The 20,121-nt window shown below is 61.3% G+C and carries 19 protein-coding genes and 1 tRNA gene; 14 read left to right on the forward strand and 6 right to left on the reverse strand.

Annotated elements, in window-relative coordinates; all coding sequences use genetic code 11:
• Window positions 1–30 precede the first annotated feature (30 nt).
• A complete protein-coding gene (locus CXP40_RS18975; protein WP_256579504.1) occupies window positions 31–2,973 on the forward strand; it encodes a hypothetical protein in 2,943 nt (980 codons plus the stop codon).
• 17 nt (window positions 2,974–2,990) lie between these two features.
• Here the strand turns inward: CXP40_RS18975 and CXP40_RS18980 are convergent, their stop codons facing one another.
• A complete protein-coding gene (locus tag CXP40_RS18980) occupies window positions 2,991–3,203 on the reverse strand; it encodes a helix-turn-helix transcriptional regulator (protein ID WP_106735025.1) in 213 nt (70 codons plus the stop codon).
• A gap of 147 nt (window positions 3,204–3,350) precedes the next feature.
• On the opposite strand from CXP40_RS18980, the gene CXP40_RS18985 reads away from it, so the two are divergent.
• From CXP40_RS18985 to CXP40_RS18995, 3 genes are read left to right on the forward strand one after another with little or no spacing between them, the layout of a single operon-like run.
• A complete protein-coding gene (locus CXP40_RS18985; protein WP_003282466.1) occupies window positions 3,351–3,584 on the forward strand; it encodes a hypothetical protein in 234 nt (77 codons plus the stop codon).
• Window positions 3,577–4,737 carry an Arm DNA-binding domain-containing protein gene (locus CXP40_RS18990; RefSeq protein WP_003282465.1) on the forward strand — a complete coding sequence of 387 codons (1,161 nt, stop codon included), beginning with the start codon at window positions 3,577–3,579 and terminating at the stop codon, window positions 4,735–4,737. The genes CXP40_RS18985 and CXP40_RS18990 overlap by 8 nt, the downstream gene beginning before the upstream one ends.
• A gap of 11 nt (window positions 4,738–4,748) precedes the next feature.
• Complete coding sequence (locus CXP40_RS18995; protein WP_003282464.1) at window positions 4,749–5,033, forward strand: hypothetical protein; 285 nt, start codon at window positions 4,749–4,751, stop codon at window positions 5,031–5,033.
• A gap of 292 nt (window positions 5,034–5,325) precedes the next feature.
• Here CXP40_RS18995 and CXP40_RS19000 read toward each other — a convergent pair.
• A tRNA-Arg gene (locus CXP40_RS19000) sits at window positions 5,326–5,402 on the reverse strand.
• Between the two features lie 451 nt (window positions 5,403–5,853).
• Between CXP40_RS19000 and gabD the strand changes: the two genes are divergently transcribed.
• From gabD to CXP40_RS19025, 4 genes are all read left to right on the forward strand, one after another.
• Window positions 5,854–7,305, forward strand: a complete 1,452-nt coding sequence (gene gabD / locus CXP40_RS19010; protein WP_106735026.1) for an NADP-dependent succinate-semialdehyde dehydrogenase — start codon at window positions 5,854–5,856, stop codon at window positions 7,303–7,305.
• 157 nt (window positions 7,306–7,462) lie between these two features.
• On the forward strand, window positions 7,463–8,743 hold the full coding sequence (gabT, locus tag CXP40_RS19015; protein ID WP_106735027.1) for a 4-aminobutyrate--2-oxoglutarate transaminase: 1,281 nt from the start codon (window positions 7,463–7,465) through the stop codon (window positions 8,741–8,743).
• Window positions 8,744–8,862: 119 nt separating this feature from the next.
• On the forward strand, window positions 8,863–9,390 hold the full coding sequence (locus CXP40_RS19020) for a TetR/AcrR family transcriptional regulator (protein WP_106735028.1): 528 nt from the start codon (window positions 8,863–8,865) through the stop codon (window positions 9,388–9,390).
• On the forward strand, window positions 9,387–10,556 hold the full coding sequence (locus tag CXP40_RS19025; protein ID WP_106735029.1) for an MFS transporter: 1,170 nt from the start codon (window positions 9,387–9,389) through the stop codon (window positions 10,554–10,556). Before CXP40_RS19020 ends, CXP40_RS19025 begins: the two co-directional genes overlap by 4 nt.
• A gap of 73 nt (window positions 10,557–10,629) precedes the next feature.
• On the opposite strand, the gene CXP40_RS19030 is transcribed toward CXP40_RS19025, so the two are convergent.
• Window positions 10,630–10,989: a cupin domain-containing protein gene (locus CXP40_RS19030; protein WP_106735030.1), complete on the reverse strand. Its 360-nt coding sequence runs from the start codon at window positions 10,987–10,989 to the stop codon at window positions 10,630–10,632.
• Here CXP40_RS19030 and CXP40_RS23715 point away from each other — a divergent pair.
• The 3 genes from CXP40_RS23715 (at window position 10,982) to CXP40_RS19040 (ending at window position 14,132) form a co-directional block, all read left to right on the forward strand.
• Complete coding sequence (locus tag CXP40_RS23715) at window positions 10,982–11,122, forward strand: hypothetical protein (protein WP_157831696.1); 141 nt, start codon at window positions 10,982–10,984, stop codon at window positions 11,120–11,122. The two genes, CXP40_RS19030 and CXP40_RS23715, sit on opposite strands and share 8 nt — an antisense overlap.
• 121 nt (window positions 11,123–11,243) lie before the next feature.
• Window positions 11,244–12,737 carry an aldehyde dehydrogenase gene (locus CXP40_RS19035; protein ID WP_106735031.1) on the forward strand — a complete coding sequence of 498 codons (1,494 nt, stop codon included), beginning with the start codon at window positions 11,244–11,246 and terminating at the stop codon, window positions 12,735–12,737.
• Between the two features lie 246 nt (window positions 12,738–12,983).
• Entirely contained in the window at window positions 12,984–14,132 is a 1,149-nt protein-coding gene (locus CXP40_RS19040; RefSeq protein WP_106735032.1) for an MFS transporter, read from the forward strand.
• A gap of 6 nt (window positions 14,133–14,138) precedes the next feature.
• Here CXP40_RS19040 and CXP40_RS19045 read toward each other — a convergent pair whose 3' ends face one another.
• The gene (locus tag CXP40_RS19045) at window positions 14,139–15,593 is read right to left on the reverse strand and encodes a PLP-dependent aminotransferase family protein (RefSeq protein ID WP_106735033.1); all 1,455 of its coding nucleotides are present in this window, start codon (window positions 15,591–15,593) and stop codon (window positions 14,139–14,141) included.
• Window positions 15,594–15,775: 182 nt separating this feature from the next.
• On the opposite strand from CXP40_RS19045, the gene CXP40_RS19050 reads away from it, so the two are divergent.
• Window positions 15,776–16,000 (forward strand): DUF1127 domain-containing protein, encoded by a 225-nt coding sequence (locus CXP40_RS19050; protein ID WP_106735034.1) that lies wholly within the window; start codon window positions 15,776–15,778, stop codon window positions 15,998–16,000.
• A 74-nt stretch (window positions 16,001–16,074) separates the two neighbouring features.
• Here the strand turns inward: CXP40_RS19050 and CXP40_RS19055 are convergent, their stop codons facing one another.
• Entirely contained in the window at window positions 16,075–17,388 is a 1,314-nt protein-coding gene (locus CXP40_RS19055; RefSeq protein WP_106735035.1) for an FAD-binding oxidoreductase, read from the reverse strand.
• A 227-nt stretch (window positions 17,389–17,615) separates the two neighbouring features.
• Between CXP40_RS19055 and CXP40_RS19060 the strand changes: the two genes are divergently transcribed.
• Window positions 17,616–17,969 carry a YkgJ family cysteine cluster protein gene (locus CXP40_RS19060; RefSeq protein ID WP_013713450.1) on the forward strand — a complete coding sequence of 118 codons (354 nt, stop codon included), beginning with the start codon at window positions 17,616–17,618 and terminating at the stop codon, window positions 17,967–17,969.
• 188 nt (window positions 17,970–18,157) lie between these two features.
• On the opposite strand, the gene dadR is transcribed toward CXP40_RS19060, so the two are convergent.
• Window positions 18,158–18,646 carry a transcriptional regulator DadR gene (gene dadR / locus CXP40_RS19065; RefSeq protein ID WP_013713454.1) on the reverse strand — a complete coding sequence of 163 codons (489 nt, stop codon included), beginning with the start codon at window positions 18,644–18,646 and terminating at the stop codon, window positions 18,158–18,160.
• A gap of 156 nt (window positions 18,647–18,802) precedes the next feature.
• Between dadR and dadA the strand changes: the two genes are divergently transcribed.
• On the forward strand, window positions 18,803–20,101 hold the full coding sequence (gene dadA / locus CXP40_RS19070; RefSeq protein WP_106735036.1) for a D-amino acid dehydrogenase: 1,299 nt from the start codon (window positions 18,803–18,805) through the stop codon (window positions 20,099–20,101).
• The last annotated feature ends 20 nt before the right edge of the window (window positions 20,102–20,121 follow it).

The following is a 20,121-nucleotide window of genomic DNA, read 5'->3' on the forward strand; positions in this document are numbered from 1 at the left end:
GGGTGGGTCAATTTTCCATCAGCGCCAACACTGGAGGCACAGCTCGGCACAAATCACACGTTGCGCAACGTACTGCGCAGCATCACTCAGCGAGTCCGGGACCAAATCCCAGGATTTCCGCTGGCACGAATAGCCATTGCCGTCAGGCGTGCAGCAAACCCGATCAATCCTGACGTCTACACGGCTGAGCGAATTCAACGCAGCAGCCAACTGATTCACGCCCTGCAGCAGGGTCTGAAACTGGATATCGATGCGCTCAGCACGGATGAGCGCATTGGTCTGCTACTAATGAGTGCGGCCTACAACGGCGGATTGCTCGATGTGGCTCAGCTGAATGCCATGCTCAGTACGACGCCAGACAGCATCGAGTGGGTAGCGGGAATTCCCGAGATACGTCTGCCGCTATCGATCCGCGGCAATGCCGTCGCTGAATTTCGGCAGTGGTTCCCTGATCCGGCAACGCTGGCTCTGTTGATACGCTGCGTGGATGATGTTCAAAAAAGCACCGGCAAACTAAAGCGTAGAAATTGGCACATGCGCTGTGTCTGTGCATTCCTGAAGAAGGTTGAGGTACCTGAACAGTATCATCCAGAGAATCCCAGCGACCTGTTTGATTTTCTAAGGATGCAAATGCAGTTGCGGCTGCCGCAGGTGCTGGTGAATTTTGCATGCCGCAAGGGTTTTGTCTCGCAGTCACTGCGCCCCTCATCTTGGGGCAATATTCTCCGCCTAGATGATCTCGAGGACCCTGCGGGGACTTATGACGATGAATCTGTTTCGGATGTAACTGAGGATAACCCTGACCCACCCGCATGGCTGGAGGAACTGCGCGATCGGATCCGGGACAACCTGCCCATAGAGAGCCCTTTGCAAGCGGAGTCTCATGGAGAACTTCCCGGCCTAATCCAGAGTTGGCTTGCCTACATGCTGGGTGGCGCCTCCGCATACGGCCACAGTATTGGGCGAAGCACGATAAAGCGATATACCCAAGTACTAGGCGCAGCACTTTCCTCTCGGTTAGATGGCATAAGCATCTTCGAGCTCGAAATTGACGCGCTCGAACTTGTGTATGAATCCGCACTGGATGCTCAGGCCACAGATAGCAAACGGCGCACCCTGGCCAAGGCAGTCCAGGAGTTTCACACGTTTCTGCAGCGTCGTTACAACTACCCGACAATCAGCCCCTACTCAATCCTAGGCATCGGCAAAGGTGTGACCAGGGTAGATGCTCGCATTATCAGCGAGGAGCAGTACCAATTGGTTATGCAGGCGCTCGGCACATGCGGGCTTGAGCTGCGAACGCCACGTCTGGTGACGGCTGCGAGGCTTTTGTTGATCTTGGGGTTCCGGTTGGGATTGCGGCGTAACGAGGCTCTAAAGCTTCGCCTTCGTGATTTGCATCTGCCCGAATTTTCAGCAGCGGAGTGCGCGCATATACAAGCTCGGCAATCGCATATGCGCAGGCTATCTAAAGATGAACAGGCCAGAATAGAGCTGCCCGTTGACCTGCTCATTCGCCCCCATGCACAGCGTGGGTTGAAAACCCAGAATGCGGTTCGGAGTTTGCCGCTGCGTGAGCTGCTTGAGCCCGATGAGCTCACATTGCTGATCGACTGGTATCGAGAGCGGCAGCAGGAAGAAAGCCAAAATTCAACGTCGGAATTCCTGTTCTGCATCCCACAGCTGAGAACTCAGTGGGTCAGCGAGAGCTGCCTGTTCCCAGCTCTACATGACTGCATGCGAGCAGTCACGGGTTCCGAGTTCCTGCATTACCATCACCTGCGCCATTCCTGCGCCACGTGGTTTTTGCTCAAGTTGATGGGTGCGCAGAATGCGCTATCACCAGAGCTGATTTTCAAAGATCTGCCCCTTACCACTCGCTGGCTCAGAGATGACCTCAGGTTGCGTAAGGCGATGTTGCCTGTAGAGGGCCCCACCCGGCGAATCGTCCATATTGTCAGTGCCATCCTCGGGCACGGCAGCCCAAAAACCACACTGTTGCACTACGTCCATAGCCTGCCTCAGATCATGGCGATGATGTGGCAATGGAATCCCCAGAACTGGATATTCAACGCCGCAAACGTCGCCAAGATAGCCGAGGTAAGCCAACCCACCATGAGCACTGAGCCCCGTGAAGGCATTTCAGCTGAGTGCGGCGTGCTACTCGACATCATCGGTCGCATTAGACCCCTGAAGGAGCGTAAGCGTACTCGGAAGAAGGCGTGTCCAGGCCAGGCTCAACAGGTGGAGCAGAACTGGGCGATCGGACGAATTCAGGCAATCGAGTCGATGCTCGCCTATGCCTCATATGCCGAACAGACAGGTCGAGAGGTCAATCTCGACTGGGTCGAGTTTTCTGCTGAGGAGCGCGAAATGATGCTGGAGCGGGCACGCTATATCCGCGGCATGCATCAGCGTCCTGGAACAAACGACCCAAGGCCGAAACATAGGCTGCAACCAGCACTTCATACAGACGCCCCATCATGTCTGTCGCTGCTGCCCTCGCCTCCGAGACATGGCGGACGGGAGGCCGTGACCGAATACGCACAGCGCATGTATGAGCTGCTCGAAGGCCCTGACAGTGAACGCGCCCAACGCGTGATTGATGATTTTGTTGAGCGCTGCTGGAAGACGGAAACCACGCTGCGATTCCAGCGCGACCGTGACGAGGAACATGCTCAGGACTATCTGTGGTTTCTCAGTGTTATAGGTGTTCCGGCTCGGTCTATAGAGCTGATCGTCTACGACACCAACAAGCCGAAGACAACCAAGTCTTACTGGCGTCAACAACTCGGAAACACTCGCCGCCCGTTCATTCAGCACGCGCCTGAGAACAACGATGTAGCGAATCTACATTTGGGTATAAGGGCGAAGCTTGAGTTAAAGGATCAGGCTAAGGAGAACCATCACTCCGGCGCGGCCTTGCGCTACCTGATGTTGATGGCTTCCATTGACTGGCATTTCCGCGCCTGACCCAGTCCGGAGGGCTTTCAGCCCTCCGGATCATCCTGCAGTTCCAGCAAATCGCCCACCTGGCAGTTCAGGTACTGGCAGATTATTTCCAGGTCCTTGAGCTCCACCCTCTGTGCGGTCTCGTGATAGAGCCGTGTAAGGGTTCCGCGGTTGATCCCCGTGTCCCTGACCACTTCACTGATCTTCAGTTTCCGCTCGCCCAGTAAGCGAGACAAATGGCACTTGACCATCTAAATCCCCAAAAATGATCTACAGAAGATCATTTTGTCCTTGCAACGCTCAAAATGAGCGTTATATTGATCTGTAGGAGATCATTATGAGCTATCAGGAGCTCATAAGAATCCGCTGTCGTTCAATTTAGCAGAGAGGGCATTGCTATGTCTCACACCTATCTGACCACCGAGGAGCTGGCCACGCGTATGAAGTACGACGTGCGCACCATCCGTAACCGCCTGAAGGACTCGGTACTGCTCGAAGGCATCCATTACTTCCGCCCGTTTGGTGGTCGAAAGATCCTGTTCATTTGGGAGGCCATCGAAAAGGACATGCAGAAGCATTCCCGCACCTCCAGTTTGATACCTATGGCCGGCGGAGGCATTTGCCATGGGTAAGATTCGTGCCCGTGCCGACAACGAGAAGTTGTTCTTCGACTTCACTTATCTGGACAAACGCTGCCGTGAGCAAACCACGTTGCCTGATACGCCGGCCAATCGAAAAAAGCTGGAGAAAATCCTTGAGCGTATTGAGGCAGAAATCACGCTGGGAAGCTTCGACTATGCCACTTACTTTCCGCAAAGCAGCAAGGTTCAGGAGTTCGCAAGACTGCGGGCTGGCTGCGCGATATTGAAGACTCCACCATTTAGGGACTTCGCCGAACGCTGGTTCGACGAAAAGCGTGTGGAGTGGCGCGACACACATACAACGACGGTACGTCAGACCCTTGATAAATACCTGCTACCAACATTCGGCAGACAAGAAGTCAGCGCCATCACCAAGGCAGAAATCCTGTCCTTCCGCTCGGCACTCGGCAAAGTTCCCGGGCTGAAGGGGCAGGCTCTGTCAGCGACGCGAATCAACCACATCATGACGCCATTGCGCATGATCCTTAGTGAGGCGGCTGACCGGTTTGAGTTTACTTCACCGTACCTCAACATCAAATCGCTGAAGGTTCCCAAGACCGATGTGGAGCCGTTCACTCTGGATGAAGTGCTGCAGATTCTCGGTGCCGTGCGCGAGGACTTCCGCAACTACTACACGGTGCGCTTCTTCACCGGGATGCGCACGGGAGAAGTCGACGGCCTGCAGTGGAAATTCGTCGACTTTCAGAGGCGGCAAATCCTTATCCGCGAAACTTGGGTCGGTGGCCGGCTCGACTACACGAAGAATGACGGCTCGCAACGCGAAATCGACATGTCTGGCCCGGTGTACAAGGCCCTGCTCGATCAGCAGAAGAAGACGGGGAGTGGTCAGTTCGTCTTCTGTTCTCGGGAAGGTACGCCTTTTTCGTACCGCAACATCAACAACAGGGTTTGGTTTCCGCTGCTGCGTCATCTGGGGCTGCGCCAGCGACGCCCTTACCAGACCCGCCATACGGCTGCGACCCTTTGGCTGGCTGCAGGCGAAAACCCGGAGTGGATTGCCCGGCAGATGGGCCACACAACTACAGAGATGCTGTTCCGCGTCTACTCGCGCTACGTGCCTAACTTGACCCGACGTGACGGAAGCGCCTTCGACAATCTGATCCAAGCCAATTTGAAGGACTGAGGAGTACTCACATGAAATTGATCAACCGCAGCAACGTCACGTACCTGCATCCGGCGATGGAAGCTCGTGAACACCAGTACTTGAAGCATTTGGCTTCTGCCATGAGCCACTACCTCGAGAGCCCCAACGGCAATGAACTGGTCTGCATCCTTGGCTCCGGCTACGAGAAGAACAACCGCCAGGCGCTCGATACCTGGGTCGCCTATCACCGTAATGAGGTCTTCGAGAAACGGTTGGAGGGGCGCAGCCCGCTGGACTTCCTGATCGAAAAGCTGGAGAGCATGCTCAACAACTAAAGTAACGAAGGGGCCGAAAGGCCCCTTCTGCTTAGGTGCTTTCAGATGGGTTGGGAGTTGTGCCTGATTGTGGCTAATACTCAATCTCTGCGAAGTAACCGGCATGCCATCTCACCGTGCGGCACGCTTTGGGCACAGAATTGGCACAGCCTGAAAAGCCGCCGCTAGATGACACTGAGGGCAGTGCTCATCGCAGCCTGAGAGCTGGCATCAAGGGAATTTTGCTGGAGGGCGCCGATTCAGCAGCGGAAGCGGCGAAGCCTTAGAAAAAGGCCATTGAATCAAGAGGATATGGCGCACCTGGCGGGATTCGAACCCACGACCCTTGCCTTCGGAGGGCAATACTCTATCCAGCTGAGCTACAGGTGCGTATGTGTTGCGGCGAACTATTTGACCACTAGCCTGCACCCTTCTCAACTCGATGATCACTGCCTTCGGAGGGCAGTACTCTATCCAGCTGAGCTACGAGTGCGTTGCGGGGCGCAATCATACGCATCTCGGCGGTTAGCGTCTATTCTGCATGAGTGTGCATTATTCAGAACGGACTTTACACTTTTGGGCCGTCTGAACCTTAGTTTCAGAAGTTTTTGCCATTATTTTATGGATTTTGCTTGGTCGCCTATTGCCCTTTACCCCTGCCGATCCTAGGATTCGTTTGAGATTTCAAACGGCGTGTTCGGTCATTCTGAACCCTCGCGCGTTCAACGGCTCTGAATCCATTACCAGGCCCCGCACGGCTCCCTTTTCGGCCTTGCGGGCTCTGCCCGTGACTCCAACGACTTACGCCGACGCCCGGGCGCCGGAACTGAAGGAGACTGCCATGCAACTGAAAGACCCCCAGCTGCTGCGCCAACAGGCTTATATCGATGGCCAGTGGTTGGACGCCGACAGCGGTCAGACCATTGCCGTGAACAACCCGGCCACTGGCGAGATCATCGGCCATGTTCCGAAGATGGGCCGTGCTGAAACCCGCCGCGCCATAGAGGCCGCCGAGAAGGCGCTGCCGGCCTGGCGTGCGCTGACCGCCAAGGAGCGTGCGAACAAGCTGCGTCGCTGGTTCGAGCTGCTGATGGAAAACCAGGATGACCTGGGCCGCTTGATGACCCTGGAGCAGGGCAAGCCGCTGGCTGAAGCCAAGGGCGAGATCGCCTACGCCGCCTCCTTCATCGAATGGTTCGCCGAAGAAGCCAAGCGCGTATACGGTGACGTGATCCCCGGCCACCAGCCGGACAAGCGCCTGATCGTGATCAAGCAGCCGATCGGTGTCACCGCGGCCATCACCCCGTGGAACTTCCCCGCCGCGATGATCACCCGCAAGGCCGGTCCGGCGCTGGCCGCTGGTTGCACCATGGTGATCAAGCCAGCCTCGCAGACTCCGTTCTCCGCACTGGCCCTGGTCGAGCTGGCCGAGCGCGCCGGTATCCCGAAAGGTGTGCTCAGCGTGGTCACCGGCAGCGCTGGCGAAGTGGGTGGCGAGCTGACCAGCAACCCGATCGTGCGCAAGCTGTCCTTCACTGGCTCGACCGAAATCGGCCGCCAGCTGATGGCCGAATGCGCCCAGGACATCAAGAAGGTGTCGCTCGAGCTGGGCGGCAACGCGCCGTTCATCGTCTTCGATGACGCCGACCTGGATGCCGCCGTCGAAGGCGCACTGATCTCCAAGTACCGCAACAACGGCCAGACCTGCGTCTGCGCCAACCGTATCTACGTGCAGGACGCCGTCTACGATGCCTTCGCCGAGAAGCTGGTCGCGGCAGTGGGCAAGCTGAAGATCGGCAATGGTCTGGAAGATGGCACCACCACCGGTCCGCTGATCGACGAGAAGGCCGTGGCCAAGGTTCAGGAGCACATCGAGGACGCCGTGGGCAAAGGCGCCAAGCTGGCCCTGGGCGGCAAGCCGCACGCCCTGGGTGGCACCTTCTTCGAGCCGACCATTCTGCTCGACGTACCGAAAACCGCCGCCGTTGCTAAAGAAGAGACCTTCGGCCCGCTGGCGCCGCTGTTCCGCTTCAAGGACGAGGCCGAAGTGGTCGCCATGGCCAACGATACCGAGTTCGGCCTGGCTTCCTACTTCTATGCCCGCGACCTGGGCCGCGTGTTCCGCGTGGCCGAAGCGCTGGAGTACGGCATGGTGGGTATCAACACCGGCCTGATCTCCAACGAAGTCGCGCCGTTCGGCGGCGTGAAGGCGTCCGGCCTGGGCCGTGAAGGCTCCAAGTACGGGATCGAGGACTATCTCGAGATCAAGTACATGTGCCTCGGTGGAATCTGATTCGGAAATCCGCTGATTTCCAAGACGGGGCAAGGTGCGAAAGAGCGTGCGGCGCCCCGGTTGTAAGTCGTAACCCTATTGAGTCCCTTGCGGGCTCGGTTCAGTCGATCATCGCATGCTGGGCCGACCTCCCGCCGGGGATGACCATGAGGACACCATGAGCAAGACCAACGAATCCCTGCTGCAACGCCGTGCCGCCGCTGTTCCGCGCGGCGTCGGCCAGATCCATCCGATCGTCGCCGAGCGCGCCGAGAACGCCACCGTGTGGGACGTCGAAGGCCGCGAGTACATCGACTTCGCCGGCGGTATCGCCGTGCTGAACACCGGCCACCTGCATCCGAAGGTGATCGCTGCCGTTCAGGAGCAACTGACCAAGCTGACCCACACCTGCTTCCAGGTGCTGGCCTACGAGCCCTACATCGAGCTCTGTGAGGAGATCGCCAAGCGCGTACCGGGCGACTTCGCCAAGAAAACCCTGCTGGTCACCTCCGGCTCCGAAGCGGTCGAGAACGCGGTGAAGATCGCCCGCGCCGCCACCGGCCGTGCCGGCGTGATCGCCTTCACCGGCGCCTACCACGGCCGCACCATGATGACCCTGTCGCTGACCGGCAAGGTCGTGCCGTACTCCGCCGGCATGGGCCTGATGCCTGCTGGCGTGTACCGCGCCCAGGCGCCTTGCCCGCTGCATGGCGTGAGTGAGGACGAGTCCATCGCCAGCATCGAGCGCATCTTCAAGAACGACGCGCAGCCGCAGGACATCGCCGCGATCATCATCGAGCCGGTCCAGGGCGAGGGTGGTTTCTACGTCAACTCCCCAGCCTTCATGCAGCGCCTGCGTGCCCTGTGCGACCAGCACGGCATCCTGCTGATCGCTGACGAAGTGCAGACCGGCGCGGGCCGTACCGGCACCTTCTTCGCCACCGAACAACTGGGCGTGGTGCCCGACCTGACCACCTTCGCCAAGTCCGTTGGCGGCGGCTTCCCGATCTCCGGCGTGTGCGGCAAGGCCGAGATCATGGACAAGATCGCTCCCGGTGGTCTGGGCGGCACCTACGCCGGCAGTCCGATCGCCTGTGCTGCGGCCCTGGCCGTGCTCAAGGTGTTCGACGAAGAGAATCTGCTGGCGCGCTCCAACGCCGTGGGCGAGAAGCTCAAGGCGGGCCTCAAGACCATCGCGGAGAAGCACAAGGTGATCGGTGACGTGCGCGGCCTGGGTTCGATGGTCGCCATTGAGCTGTTCGAAGGCGGCGACCACAGCAAGCCGGCTGCCGAGCTGGTCGGCAAGATCGTCGCCCGTGCGCGCGACAAGGGCCTGATCCTGCTGTCGTGCGGTACCTACTACAACGTCATCCGTTTCCTGATGCCCGTCACCATCCCTGACGCGCAACTGGAAAAAGGCATCGCCATCGTTGCCGAGTGCTTCGACGAACTGGCCTGAGCTGTAAGTTGAGCACGCGCCTGCGTGCTCATCAAAAGACCCGCCTTGTGCGGGTCTTTTTTTGCCTTGGATTCTCTATCTGGTTGACGAGGTAAAGTGATCGTTTTACCTTGGCCTCGATGAATATAGATACCAAACTCATCTCAGCCGCCGAAAATCTGTTCGACTGTCATGGCTTCAGCGCAACCGGCATGGATCGACTGGCCCAGGCCGCAGGGATGTCCAGCCGGACGTTGTACAAACACGCCGGCAGCAAGAACGAGCTGATTGCCGCGGTGCTGATGACCCGTGGGCAGCGTTTCTTGCAGCGTCTTGAGGTCGACAGTGTCGAGGCGTTGTTCGATGCGTTGGCCGGCTGGATGAGCGAAGAGGGCGCGCGCGGTTGCCTGTTCCTGCGTGCTCAGGGCGAGCTCGGCAGCGCGGTATCGGAAGTCACCGAGGCGGTGCTCGCCTACAAGGTTCGATTCGCTGAGGCGGTTGCGCAGATTCTTACGCGTCAGCTCGGAGCGAACGCCAATGCCGAGCTGGTTGAGCAGGTCGTCATCCTCATCGAGGGGGCGACGGCTGCAGCCAGCTACCGTGGCCTGGATGCCGTCGCCAGCGCACGCAAGGCCGCGAGCCTACTGGTCGAGCGAGCGCGTACATGAGCCGCGGGCTCTATCTCGGCGGCGCCGGCTTCGGTTTGATCGCCGTGTGCTATGGCTTCGCCCGTTTCGCGTTCGGCCTGTTCCTGCCACAGATCGAGGCTGACCTCGTGTTGCCGGATGCCGTTGGCGGTCTGATCGCCGGTGGCTCCTTTCTCGGCTACTGCCTGGCCATTGTCCTTGCCGCGCAATTGACCGAGCGTATTGGCGCTCGTGCTGTTGCGGTGTGCGCGGCGCTGGTTGCCGCCTTGGGCATGCTGGGTATAGCGCTGGCACCCACGGCTGCTTGGCTGGCCGGTGCAGTGCTGTTGGCGGGGATGAGTACCGGCTTGGCTTCCCCTCCCATGGCCGCAGCGGTGGCGGCAGTGATAGAGCCGCGACGACAGGACGCCACCAATACGCTGATCAATGCCGGTACCAGTGCCGGGGTCATCCTCTGCGGCCCTGTGGCGCTGCTGCTCGGCGCTGAGTGGCGCCTGGCCTATGCCGTGTTCGCCTGCTCGGCCCTCGCTCTGGCGCTGTTTGCGTACTTCTGCGTACCTGCTACCGCGCGCTCGCGGGAGCCTGCCACCAGGGGCGGGCCGCGGTTCAGCATCACGCTGAAGCGCCTCGTCGTGGCTTCGTTACTGATGGGCGCGGCCAGCACGGCGCTGTGGTCGTTTGGCAGTCAGATCGTCGCGCAGCGCCTGAGTTGGGGGAGCGCGGGCTCTGGTTTGCTCTGGGTGGTGATCGGCGCTGCCGGCATCGCTGGCGCAGGTGCCGGCAGCCTGATCGCTCGGCTAGGCGTGGACTGGGCGAATCGCCTGTGTCTTGGCGCTCTGGCGGTCGCCATCGTCTTGGTCGGCATGGGCAACATGCCCGCCTCGGCACTGCTCGGCGGTGCGTTGTTTGGCGCGGCCTACATCACCCTGAGTGGCATCTATCTGGTCTGGGGTGTGTCGGCGCTTCCCGAGCGGCCTGCGACCGGGCTCACCATCGCCTTTCTCAGCATCGCCATCGGTCAGACGCTGGGGGCGCCGGTCTTCGGTTTGCTGATGAGCAGGCTGAGCATGGATCACGCCGTGTGCCTGTTCGCGCTGTTGGCACTGGCTGCCGGGGCGATGCGCTCGACCGTCGCCGAGACTGTGCGTTCGAGCCCCATCGGCTGCGCAGAAAAAGGCCCGCACTAGCGGGCCAAAGGGTGACAAGCAACAACAGGATTCGGTGCGGCGGGAACCTGCTGGGCAGATTCCAGTCGAGTGCTTACTTGGGTTCGAAAATCACGTAGACCTTGCGGCAGGCTTCGAGCACTTCCCAGGTGCCGGAAAAACCAGCGGGAATCACGAAGCGGTCGCCAGCGCGCACGGTCTTGGCGTTGCCGTCGGCATCACGCAGCACGGACACGCCCTGGAGAATCTCGCAGTACTCGTGCTCGGTGTAGTTCACTGTCCACTGACCGACTGCGCCTTCCCAGATACCGGTGCTGAACTGGCCGCACGGGCTGCTGTAGTGGTTGCGCACGCTTTGCTCGGGGTCGCCCTTGAGCACTTTTTCCGGCGCTGGGCGATAGTGTTCGGCGGCCGTGCCGGCCTGGGCGAAGTCGACGATCTGCTCGATGTTCATCTGGCTGTTCCGTGGTGTCGGTGGCGGCAACCGCGCGGCCAGCGGGGCTGTCGCGGGAAAGTCGTGGCAGCAGTCTATGTTTAAAAAAACGAACATGACAAGGGCTTTTGCCGGCCTATGTCAAAAATATTGAAAAGCCACAGCCCTCTGGTTTAGTGTGGCGAACAGGATTTGGCCAGCGATCTGGCCTTGCAGAATTATTGACAGCGCGCGCCATGATGCGCGTCGCTTCCACCCATTGAGAGGATGCCGGAATGACTAGCCTGACTCGTGCCGACTGGGAACAGCGTGCCAAGACCCTGACCATCGAAACCCGTGCGTTCGTCCATGGTGAGTACCGCGCTGCCGAGTCTGGCGCCACCTTCGAATGCATCAGCCCGGTCGACGGCCGCCTGCTCGGCCTGGTGGCCAGCTGTGACCAGGCCGACGCCGAAGTGGCGGTCAAGGATGCTCGCGCTACGTTCGAATCCGGTGTGTGGTCGCGCCTGGCCCCGGCCAAGCGTAAGAAGGTGATGATCCGTTTCGCCGAGCTGATCGAAGAGCATGGCCAGGAGCTGGCGCTGCTGGAAACCCTCGACATGGGCAAGCCGATCAGTGACTCGCTGAGCATCGACGTCGGCAGCGCCGCCAACGCCATCCGCTGGAGCGGCGAGGCCATCGACAAGATTTACGACGAAGTCGCCGCCACTGCCCACGATGAGCTGGGCCTGGTCACTCGCGAGCCGGTCGGCGTGGTCGCTGCCATCGTGCCGTGGAACTTCCCGCTGCTGATGACCTGCTGGAAGCTCGGCCCGGCGCTGGCTACCGGTAACTCGATCATCCTCAAACCATCCGAGAAGTCGCCGCTGACCGGCATCCGCATCGCCCAGCTGGCCATCGAGGCTGGTATTCCGGCTGGTGTGTTCAACGTGCTGCCGGGCTTCGGCCATACCGTGGGCAAGGCTTTGGCCCTGCACATGGACGTCGACACCCTGGTGTTCACCGGCTCGACCAAGATCGCCAAGCAACTGATGATCTACGCGGGCGAGTCGAACATGAAGCGCGTCTGGCTGGAGGCCGGTGGCAAGAGCCCGAACATCGTCTTCGCCGACGCGCCGGACCTGCAGGCCGCTGCCGAATCTGCCGCCAGCGCCATTGCCTTCAACCAGGGCGAAGTGTGCACCGCCGGTTCGCGCCTGCTGGTGGAAAATTCCATCAAGGACAAGTTCGTGCCCATGGTGGTCGAGGCGATCAAGGCCTGGAAACCGGGCAACCCGCTGGACCCGGCTACCAACGTCGGTGCGCTGGTCGATACCACGCAGATGAACAACGTGCTGAGCTACATCCAGGCCGGCCATGACGACGGTGCCAAACTGGTGGCCGGCGGCAAGCGGGTGATGGAAGAAACCGGCGGCACCTACGTCGAGCCGACCATCTTCGACGGCGTGAACAACGCCATGCGCATTGCCAAGGAAGAGATTTTCGGCCCGGTGCTGTCGGTGATTGGCTTCGATGACCAGGACGAGGCCATCGCCATCGCCAACGACACCATCTATGGCCTGGCTGCAGCGGTGTGGACCAGCAACCTGTCGCGTGCCCACCTGGTCGGCAAGGCGCTGCGCGCCGGCAGCGTGTGGATCAACCAGTACGACGGCGGCGACATGACTGCGCCGTTCGGTGGTTTCAAGCAGTCCGGTAACGGCCGTGACAAGTCACTGCACGCGTTCGACAAGTACACCGAGCTGAAGTCCACCTGGATCAAACTGTAACGATAGCGGGGCGATCTTCTGGTCGTCGGCCATACGGCGTTGCGTCCTCGCTTTCAATGCTCACGTACTGCAGTACGCTGCGCTTGAAAGCTCCGGGGCGCCTTGTTTGGCCTTAGCCCAGGAGATCCTGATCGAAGTTGGTTTCGGGCGAAGATCTGTTTTAAAACGCCCAACTTGCGGCCGGGCTCCCTGAAGAGGGGTCCGGCCGTTGTCTTTGCAGCCACTCGTTAACCAAGGAATTCACCAATGCGTTGGGGCACCTATTTCGCCGTTTGCTCGGCGGTCATCAGCATCGGCCTGGCGCTGGGCGTGACCATGCCGCTGGTTTCGCTGCGCCTGGAAAGCTGGGGCTACGACTCCTTCGCCATCGGCGTGATGGCGGCGACTCCGGCTGTCGGCGTGCTGCTCGGTGCCTTGCTGGCTGGGCGTCTGGCGGCGCGCTTCGGTACCACGGTGCTGATGCAGCTGTGCCTGCTGCTCGGCGCAGTGTCGGTGGCCGGGCTGGCGCTGGTGCAGAATTACGCAGTCTGGGTAGGTCTGCGTCTGTTCATCGGCGTGGCGCTGACCGTGGTGTTCATCCTCGGCGAAAGCTGGATCAACCAACTCGCCGTGGAGAAATGGCGCGGTCGTCTGGTGGCCTTGTACGGCACCGGCTACGCCCTCAGCCAGCTCAGCGGCCCGCTGCTGCTGACGGCGCTCGGTACCGCCACCGATGCCGGTTTCTGGACGGGCGTGTGCCTGCTGATCGGCGGTTCGCTGATTCTGCTCGGGCGCACCGGCGCACCCAAGGTGGATGCGCACAGCGCCTCCGGGCGCGGGCTGCTGGTGTTCTGCCGCAAGCTGCCGGCGATTGCCTGGGCGGTAATGCTGTTCGCCGCCTTCGAGGCGATGATGCTGACCCTGTTGCCGATCTACGGACTGCGCCAGGGCTTCACCCAGGAAGTGGCGCTGTTCATGGTCAGTGTGGTGGTGGTCGGCGATGCGGTGCTGCAGCTTCCCATCGGCTGGCTAGCCGACCGCATGTCACGGCAAATGCTGTTCCGCGCATGCGGCTGCGTACTATTGGTATCCAGCCTGGCCATTCCACCGTTGTTGCACACGCCGGTGATCTGGCCAGTGTTGGTGGCCTTTGGCGCCAGTGCCGGTGGCCTGTTCACCTTGTCGCTGATCATGATCGGCGAGCGTTATCGTGACGACGAACTAGTGCGTGCCAATGCTCACGTCGCCCAGTTGTGGGGGCTGGGCTGCCTGATCGGGCCGCTGACCACCGGGGCCGTCAGCCAGTGGCTAAGCGGCCATGCGCTGCCGCTGATGATGGCCACTGGTGCCTTCGTGTTCATCATCCTGGCGAGCAAGCGCGGGGCCTTCAGCGAGATGGAAACGGCGCGTTCCTGAATCCGCTCAGCGCCACTGCCCGAGGTCCTGCGTGTGCTGCAGGTCGGCTTCTTCGATCAACTCGGCGATGGTCGCGCCGATCTGCTTCACCGCCGCCTCGATCACGTCGCTCGGCGGCTCGGCGTAGTTCAGGCGGATGCAGTTACGGTACTTGCCGGCCGCCGAGAAGATGCTTCCAGGCGCGATCTGGATCTTGTGCGGCAACAGCGCGCGGTTGAGCTTCTGGCTGTCGAAGCCCTGCGGCATCTCCACCCAGAGCATGAAGCTGCCCTGCGGGCGGCTGACCCGAGTGCCGGCCGGGAAATAGCGGCTGACCCAATCCACCATCAGGTCGCGGCTGCGCAGGTACTGCGCGCGCATACGCCGTAGGTGCGGTTCGTAGTGCCCGTCCTTGAGGTATTCGGCAATGGCTAACTGGGGCAGCTGGGCGGTGCTGCCGGTGCCCAGGTACTTCATGTGCACCACCTGCTCCAGATAGCGCCCGGGAGCGATCCAGCCCACTCGCAGGCCCGGTGCCAGGGTCTTGGAGAAGGAGCTGCAGAACAGTACACGGCCGTCCTCGTCGAACGACTTGATGCTGCGCGGCCGTGGGTAGCTGTAGGCGAGGTCGGCGTAGACGTCGTCCTCGATGATGGCCACGTCGAAGCGCTGCGCCAGGGCGACCAGGGCGCGCTTGTTGGCGTCGGGCATGATGTAGCCGAGTGGATTGTTGCAGTTCGGCGTGAGCTGGATGGCCTTGATCGGCCACTGCTCCAGGGCCATTTCCAGGGCGTCGAGGTTGATCCCGGTGAGCGGGTCGGTGGGCAGTTCCAGCGCCTTCATGCCGAAGCCCTTTAGTGCCTGCATCACGCCGTGAAAGCTCGGCGAGTCGACCGCAACGATATCGCCGGGCTGGCAGATGGCGCGCACAGCCGCTGACAGTGCTTCGTGGCAACCAGTGGTGACCACCAGGTCTTCGGCCTCCAGCTGGCAACCGGAGTCGAGCATCAGCCGGGCGATCTGTTCGCGCAGGCGGATGTCGCCGCGAATGCCGCCATAGGTCAGTACATCCGGGTCCTGCCGACGCGCCTGGCGCGACAGGTTGCGCAGCAGCGGTTTCAGCGTCGGGCCGCTGATGTCCGGGCGGCCACGGCCCAGCTGCAGCATGTCGTGCTGCGGTGAGCTGCTGATCAGCTCCAGCACGTGATCCCACTGCGAAACTTCAACCGGCCTCTGCGCCGCGCGGCTGATCTGCGGCAGCGCGGGCATCTGCCGCCCCAGTGGTACGAAGTAGCCGGACTTCGGCCGTGGCGAGGCCAGACCCATGTCCTCCAGATGGCGGTAGGCCTGCTGCACCGTGCTGAGGCTGACGCCATGCTCCTGGCTGAGGCTGCGTACCGACGGCAGACGGTCGCCGGGGCGGTACAGCCCCTGCTCGATGCGGGTGCCGAGCAATTCGGCCAGATTCAGATAGAGCGTCATGACAGTCGTCCGGTTGGTGCAGGGTGTATGAACTGAGACCAGTACAGATCAGCGCGAAAATTCCCATTCAGGGGAAAATGCGTGAAATCTGTATGGAGTTAATAAGAGTTTTTTGAATCTGTCATGACTTTTCTTATGGCGGCATTCTGATCCCCCATGACAGAAGACAACGGGAGAGAGCCATGACTGGGTTCAGCAATACAGATTTCGTCGCAGTGGGTGAGACCGTGCGGGTCGCTATGCACAAGAGCGAGGTTCGCCACTTTGGCCGCAATTGGCCGGCCTTCTGGCGGCGTCTGAGCACCCGCCGCATGCTGCTCAAACTCAATGACCAGCAACTGCGCGATATTGGCCTTACCCGCGGCCAGGCCGAGCGCGAGGCGAACCTGCCGTTCTGGAAGCTGTAGCCCGGATGCAGTCCGGGTCTACAACTTTGCGGACTATGGGTAGGAGCGGCTTCAGCCGCGATTGTTGTCTGCGCCTAGAGCAATTCTTTCAGCCTGTGCCAGGCCATCCCCAGTGCCAGCAATGGCGAGCGCAGGTGCTTACCACCGGGGAAGGTCATGTGCGGCACCTTGTCGAACAGGTCGAAGCCACGGCTTGCCTGACCGGCGATGGCCTCGCCGAGCAGTTTGCCAGCCAGGTGCGTGGCGTTGACGCCGTGGCCGGCGTAGGCCTGGGCATGGAACACGTTGAGCTGATCCTTGAGTCGGCCGATCTGCGGCAGGCGGTTGGCGCCGATGCCGATCATCCCGCCCCATTGGTAGTCGATGCGCACGTCTGCCAGTTGGGGGAATACCTTGAGCATCTTCGGCTTCATGTAGCCGGCGATATCCGCCGGATCGCGCCCCGAATAGTGGCAGGCACCGCCGAACAGCAGGCGGCGATCAGCAGAGAGGCGGTAGTAATCCACGGTCACACGCTGGTCGCAGAGCGCCATGTTCTGCGGGATCAGTTGCCGCGCCTGCTCTTCGGAGAGTTGTTCGGTGGCGATGATGTAGCTGCCGGCCGGTAACACCTTGCCACCCAGTTGCGGGTTGAGGCCATTGAGGTAGGCGTTGCAGGCCAGTACCAGATATTGGGCGCGCACCTGGCCACCTGCGGTGTGCACGCGCACCTCATTGCCGTAGTCGATGCGTGTCACCGGCGAGTCTTCGAACAGCTGCGCACCGAGCGATTGGGCGGCAGCGGCTTCGCCAAGGGCCAGGTTGAGCGGGTGCAGGTGGCCCGAGCCCATGTCGATCATGGCACCATGATAGTTGTCGGAGCCGACCACCTCATGGATGCGCTCCTTCGGCAGTAGGCGCAGTTCATGGCGATAGCCGATGCTTTCCAGCTCGGCCTTGTCTTCGGCGAAGCCTTCGTAATGCGCCGGTTTGTTGGCCAGGTCGCAATAACCCCAGGTCAGATCGCAATCGATCTGAAACTGCTCGACCCGGTTGCGCACGATCTCTACCGCCTCCAGCCCCATCAGCTTGAACTGACGCACGCCTTCCTTGCCGACCACCGATTCGAACTGTTCGACATCATGGCCGACGCCACGAATCAGCTGCCCGCCGTTGCGCCCGCTGGCACCCCAGCCGATCTTGCGCGCTTCCAGCAGCGCCACCGACAGACCTTTCTGAGCAAGTTCGATAGCGGTATTCAGGCCGCTGAAACCGCCACCGACGATGCACACGTCCACCTGCAGCTCACCGCCCAGGGGCGGGTAGGCCTGCTGGCGATTGACGCTGGCGGCGTAGTAGGAGGCGGCGTGCTGAGGGCTGTGGACGGGCTGTTGAACGCGGGCGTTCATGTGCGGAATCCTGATTGTGTTGTGTGGAAAATTCAACGCAGCATAAGCGCGTGATCCGTCCGACGCCAAGTGTCAGTCGGAAAAACAGGTGGGACAGCAGGATGTGGCGTGCTCCGCTCGCGGATCGGCGTATAGCCAATGCGTCTTTGAGGGGACTGGCCGTCAGCCTGCGGGCAGGCGCCAGCATGGCGCGGTAAACTGTCGCCTTCGTTGCCAGGCGCCCGCGTATGAGCTGCACAGACCGCAAGATCGACCACCTGCGTCGACAGATTCCGCGCTTCGACTGTGTGCCCGGTTGCCATGATTGTTGTGGGCCGGTCACGGCTTCGTCAGAGGAACTGGCGCGTTTGCCGGTCAAAAGCGATGCCGAACATGATGCGGCGCTGGCCGAGTACAACTGCGTGCACCTGGGACCGAACGGTTGCGAGGTGTACGACCAGCGCCCGCTGATTTGCCGCCTGTTCGGCACGACACCGCGTCTGCCTTGCCCGCATGGTCGCGGGCCGGAGCAGCCGATCGAGCCGGCGGTGGAGCGCCAGGTGCACCGGCTGATCGCCACCACTCGCCAGCGACTCGTCTAGGCTGATGGCTCCCACGCTCTGCGTGGTAGCCCCTGCGGTGGCGCTCCGCGCCACGATTTGTCGTGAGCAGCAGGCTGGCGCAAAACGTCCGGCAGGGTGTGGGAACGATCAACCATCCCGTAGGAGCGAGCTCTGCTCGCGAACCATGCCACGTAAAAGCTTCGCGAGCAGAGCTCGCTCCTACAGATTCACTCCGGCACCGGCAGTGCCAGGCTTTCCTTCACCTCTTCCATGACGATATAGCTCTTCGACTCGCGCACGTGCGGCAGTTTGAGCAGGATGTCGCCGAGCAGCTTGCGGTAGCTGGCCATCTCGTTGATGCGCGCTTTCACCAGATAGTCGAAGTCGCCGGACACCAGGTGGCACTCCAGCACGTGCGGCAACTTGAGCACGGCGCGGCGGAACTCCTCGAAGGTGTCGCCGGACTTGTAGTCCAGGCTGATTTCGACGAACACCAGCAGGTTGGCCTTGAGGTGCTGCGGATTGAGGCGGGCGTGGTAGCCCATGATGATGCCTTCGCGCTCCAGGCGGCGTACGCGCTCGGTACAGGGCGTGGTCGACAGCCCCACGCGTTCGCCCAGTTCGGTGAAGCTGATGCGCCCATCCTCTTGCAGGATACGGAGGATGTTGCGGTCGATCTTGTCCAGTTCACGACGACTCTGATGCTGGGTTCTCATGGGGAATCCGCCTCTGTAAAACGGCTTTTTGCCAAGAATTCTCGCCAAATATAGCTGTGTATATGGTGAAAAGCACTGCGCGGCTCTTCCTATACTGCGCCCATCGACAACAATGGCCTGTAACGCACGCGCCCTGGGCGCGGCGGGGAGAAAAACATGCGTGTTCTGGTTCTCGGCAGCGGTGTGATTGGTACCGCCAGTGCTTACTACCTCGCCCGTCAGGGCTTCGAGGTGGTGGTGGTCGACCGTCAGAACGGCCCGGCGCTGGAAACCAGCTTCGCCAACGCCGGCCAGGTTTCTCCGGGCTACGCTTCGCCCTGGGCAGCGCCGGGCGTGCCGCTGAAGGCCATCAAGTGGCTGCTGCAGAAACACGCTCCGCTCGCGATCAAGGCCACCGGTGACGTTGACCAGTACCTGTGGATGGCGCAAATGCTGCGCAACTGCACCGCCAGCCGTTATGCGATCAACAAGGAGCGCATGGTGCGCCTGTCCGAGTACAGCCGCGACTGCCTCGACGAGTTGCGCGCCGAGACCGGCATCGCCTACGAAGGCCGCCAGCTCGGCACCACCCAACTGTTTCGCACCCAGGCCCAGGTCGATGCTGCCGCCAAGGATATCGCCGTGCTGGAAGCCTCGGGCGTGCCGTTCGAGTTGCTCGACCGCGACGGCATCGCCCGCGTCGAGCCGGCCCTGGCTGGCGTCAAGCACAAGCTGGCCGGTGCCCTGCGCCTGCCCAATGACCAGACCGGCGACTGCCAGATGTTCACCACCAAGCTGGCGGACATGGCCAAGGCGCTCGGCGTCGAGTTCCGTTTCGGCCAGAACATCCAGCGCCTGGACGCCGTCGGTGATCGCATCAATGGCGTGTGGATCGACGGCAAGCTGGAAACCGCCGACCGCTACGTACTCGCTCTCGGCAGCTACAGCCCGCAACTGCTCAAGCCGCTGGGCATTCGTGCTCCGGTATACCCGCTCAAGGGCTACTCGCTGACCGTGCCGATCACCAACCCGGACATGGCACCGAGCTCGACCATTCTCGACGAGACCTACAAGGTTGCGATCACCCGCTTCGATGGCCGCATCCGCGTCGGTGGTATGGCCGAGATCGCCGGTTTCGACCTGTCGCTCAATCCGCGTCGTCGCGAAACCCTGGAGATGATCACCTCCGACCTCTACCCGGAAGGCGGCGATCTGCAACGCGCCGACTTCTGGACCGGCCTGCGTCCGGCCACGCCTGATGGCACGCCGATCGTGGGGGGTACCACCTTCCGCAACCTGTTCCTCAACACCGGTCACGGCACCCTGGGCTGGACCATGGCCTGCGGTTCCGGTCGTTTGCTCGCCGACCTGATGGCCAACAAGCGTCCGCAGATCAGCGCCGATGGCCTGGATATCTCGCGTTATTCGCGCAAGGCGCGTGAAGTCCAGAGCGCACCGCAGCCGCTGCGCACCTGATAGCCTTCGCGCTTTCGCAA

Origin of the sequence: Pseudomonas sp. YY-1 (assembly GCF_002843095.1) — a bacterium.
GTDB classification, from domain to species: domain Bacteria; phylum Pseudomonadota; class Gammaproteobacteria; order Pseudomonadales; family Pseudomonadaceae; genus Aquipseudomonas; species Aquipseudomonas sediminis_A.

Coding starts and splice junctions, on each gene's coding strand:
- CXP40_RS18985 (WP_003282466.1), top strand. CDS start 3,351: ATGTCTCACACCTATCTGACCACCGAGGAGCTGGCCACGCGTATGAAG.
- CXP40_RS19060 (WP_013713450.1), top strand. CDS start 17,616: ATGAGCTGCACAGACCGCAAGATCGACCACCTGCGTCGACAGATTCCG.
- CXP40_RS19025 (WP_106735029.1), top strand. CDS start 9,387: ATGAGCCGCGGGCTCTATCTCGGCGGCGCCGGCTTCGGTTTGATCGCC.
- CXP40_RS19035 (WP_106735031.1), top strand. CDS start 11,244: ATGACTAGCCTGACTCGTGCCGACTGGGAACAGCGTGCCAAGACCCTG.
- gabD (WP_106735026.1), top strand. CDS start 5,854: ATGCAACTGAAAGACCCCCAGCTGCTGCGCCAACAGGCTTATATCGAT.
- CXP40_RS19040 (WP_106735032.1), top strand. CDS start 12,984: ATGCGTTGGGGCACCTATTTCGCCGTTTGCTCGGCGGTCATCAGCATC.
- CXP40_RS19050 (WP_106735034.1), top strand. CDS start 15,776: ATGACTGGGTTCAGCAATACAGATTTCGTCGCAGTGGGTGAGACCGTG.
- CXP40_RS18990 (WP_003282465.1), top strand. CDS start 3,577: ATGGGTAAGATTCGTGCCCGTGCCGACAACGAGAAGTTGTTCTTCGAC.
- CXP40_RS19030 (WP_106735030.1), bottom strand. CDS start 10,989: ATGAACATCGAGCAGATCGTCGACTTCGCCCAGGCCGGCACGGCCGCC.
- CXP40_RS23715 (WP_157831696.1), top strand. CDS start 10,982: ATGTTCATCTGGCTGTTCCGTGGTGTCGGTGGCGGCAACCGCGCGGCC.
- dadR (WP_013713454.1), bottom strand. CDS start 18,646: ATGAGAACCCAGCATCAGAGTCGTCGTGAACTGGACAAGATCGACCGC.
- CXP40_RS19055 (WP_106735035.1), bottom strand. CDS start 17,388: ATGAACGCCCGCGTTCAACAGCCCGTCCACAGCCCTCAGCACGCCGCC.
- gabT (WP_106735027.1), top strand. CDS start 7,463: ATGAGCAAGACCAACGAATCCCTGCTGCAACGCCGTGCCGCCGCTGTT.
- CXP40_RS19020 (WP_106735028.1), top strand. CDS start 8,863: ATGAATATAGATACCAAACTCATCTCAGCCGCCGAAAATCTGTTCGAC.
- CXP40_RS19045 (WP_106735033.1), bottom strand. CDS start 15,593: ATGACGCTCTATCTGAATCTGGCCGAATTGCTCGGCACCCGCATCGAG.
- dadA (WP_106735036.1), top strand. CDS start 18,803: ATGCGTGTTCTGGTTCTCGGCAGCGGTGTGATTGGTACCGCCAGTGCT.
- CXP40_RS18995 (WP_003282464.1), top strand. CDS start 4,749: ATGAAATTGATCAACCGCAGCAACGTCACGTACCTGCATCCGGCGATG.
- CXP40_RS18980 (WP_106735025.1), bottom strand. CDS start 3,203: ATGGTCAAGTGCCATTTGTCTCGCTTACTGGGCGAGCGGAAACTGAAG.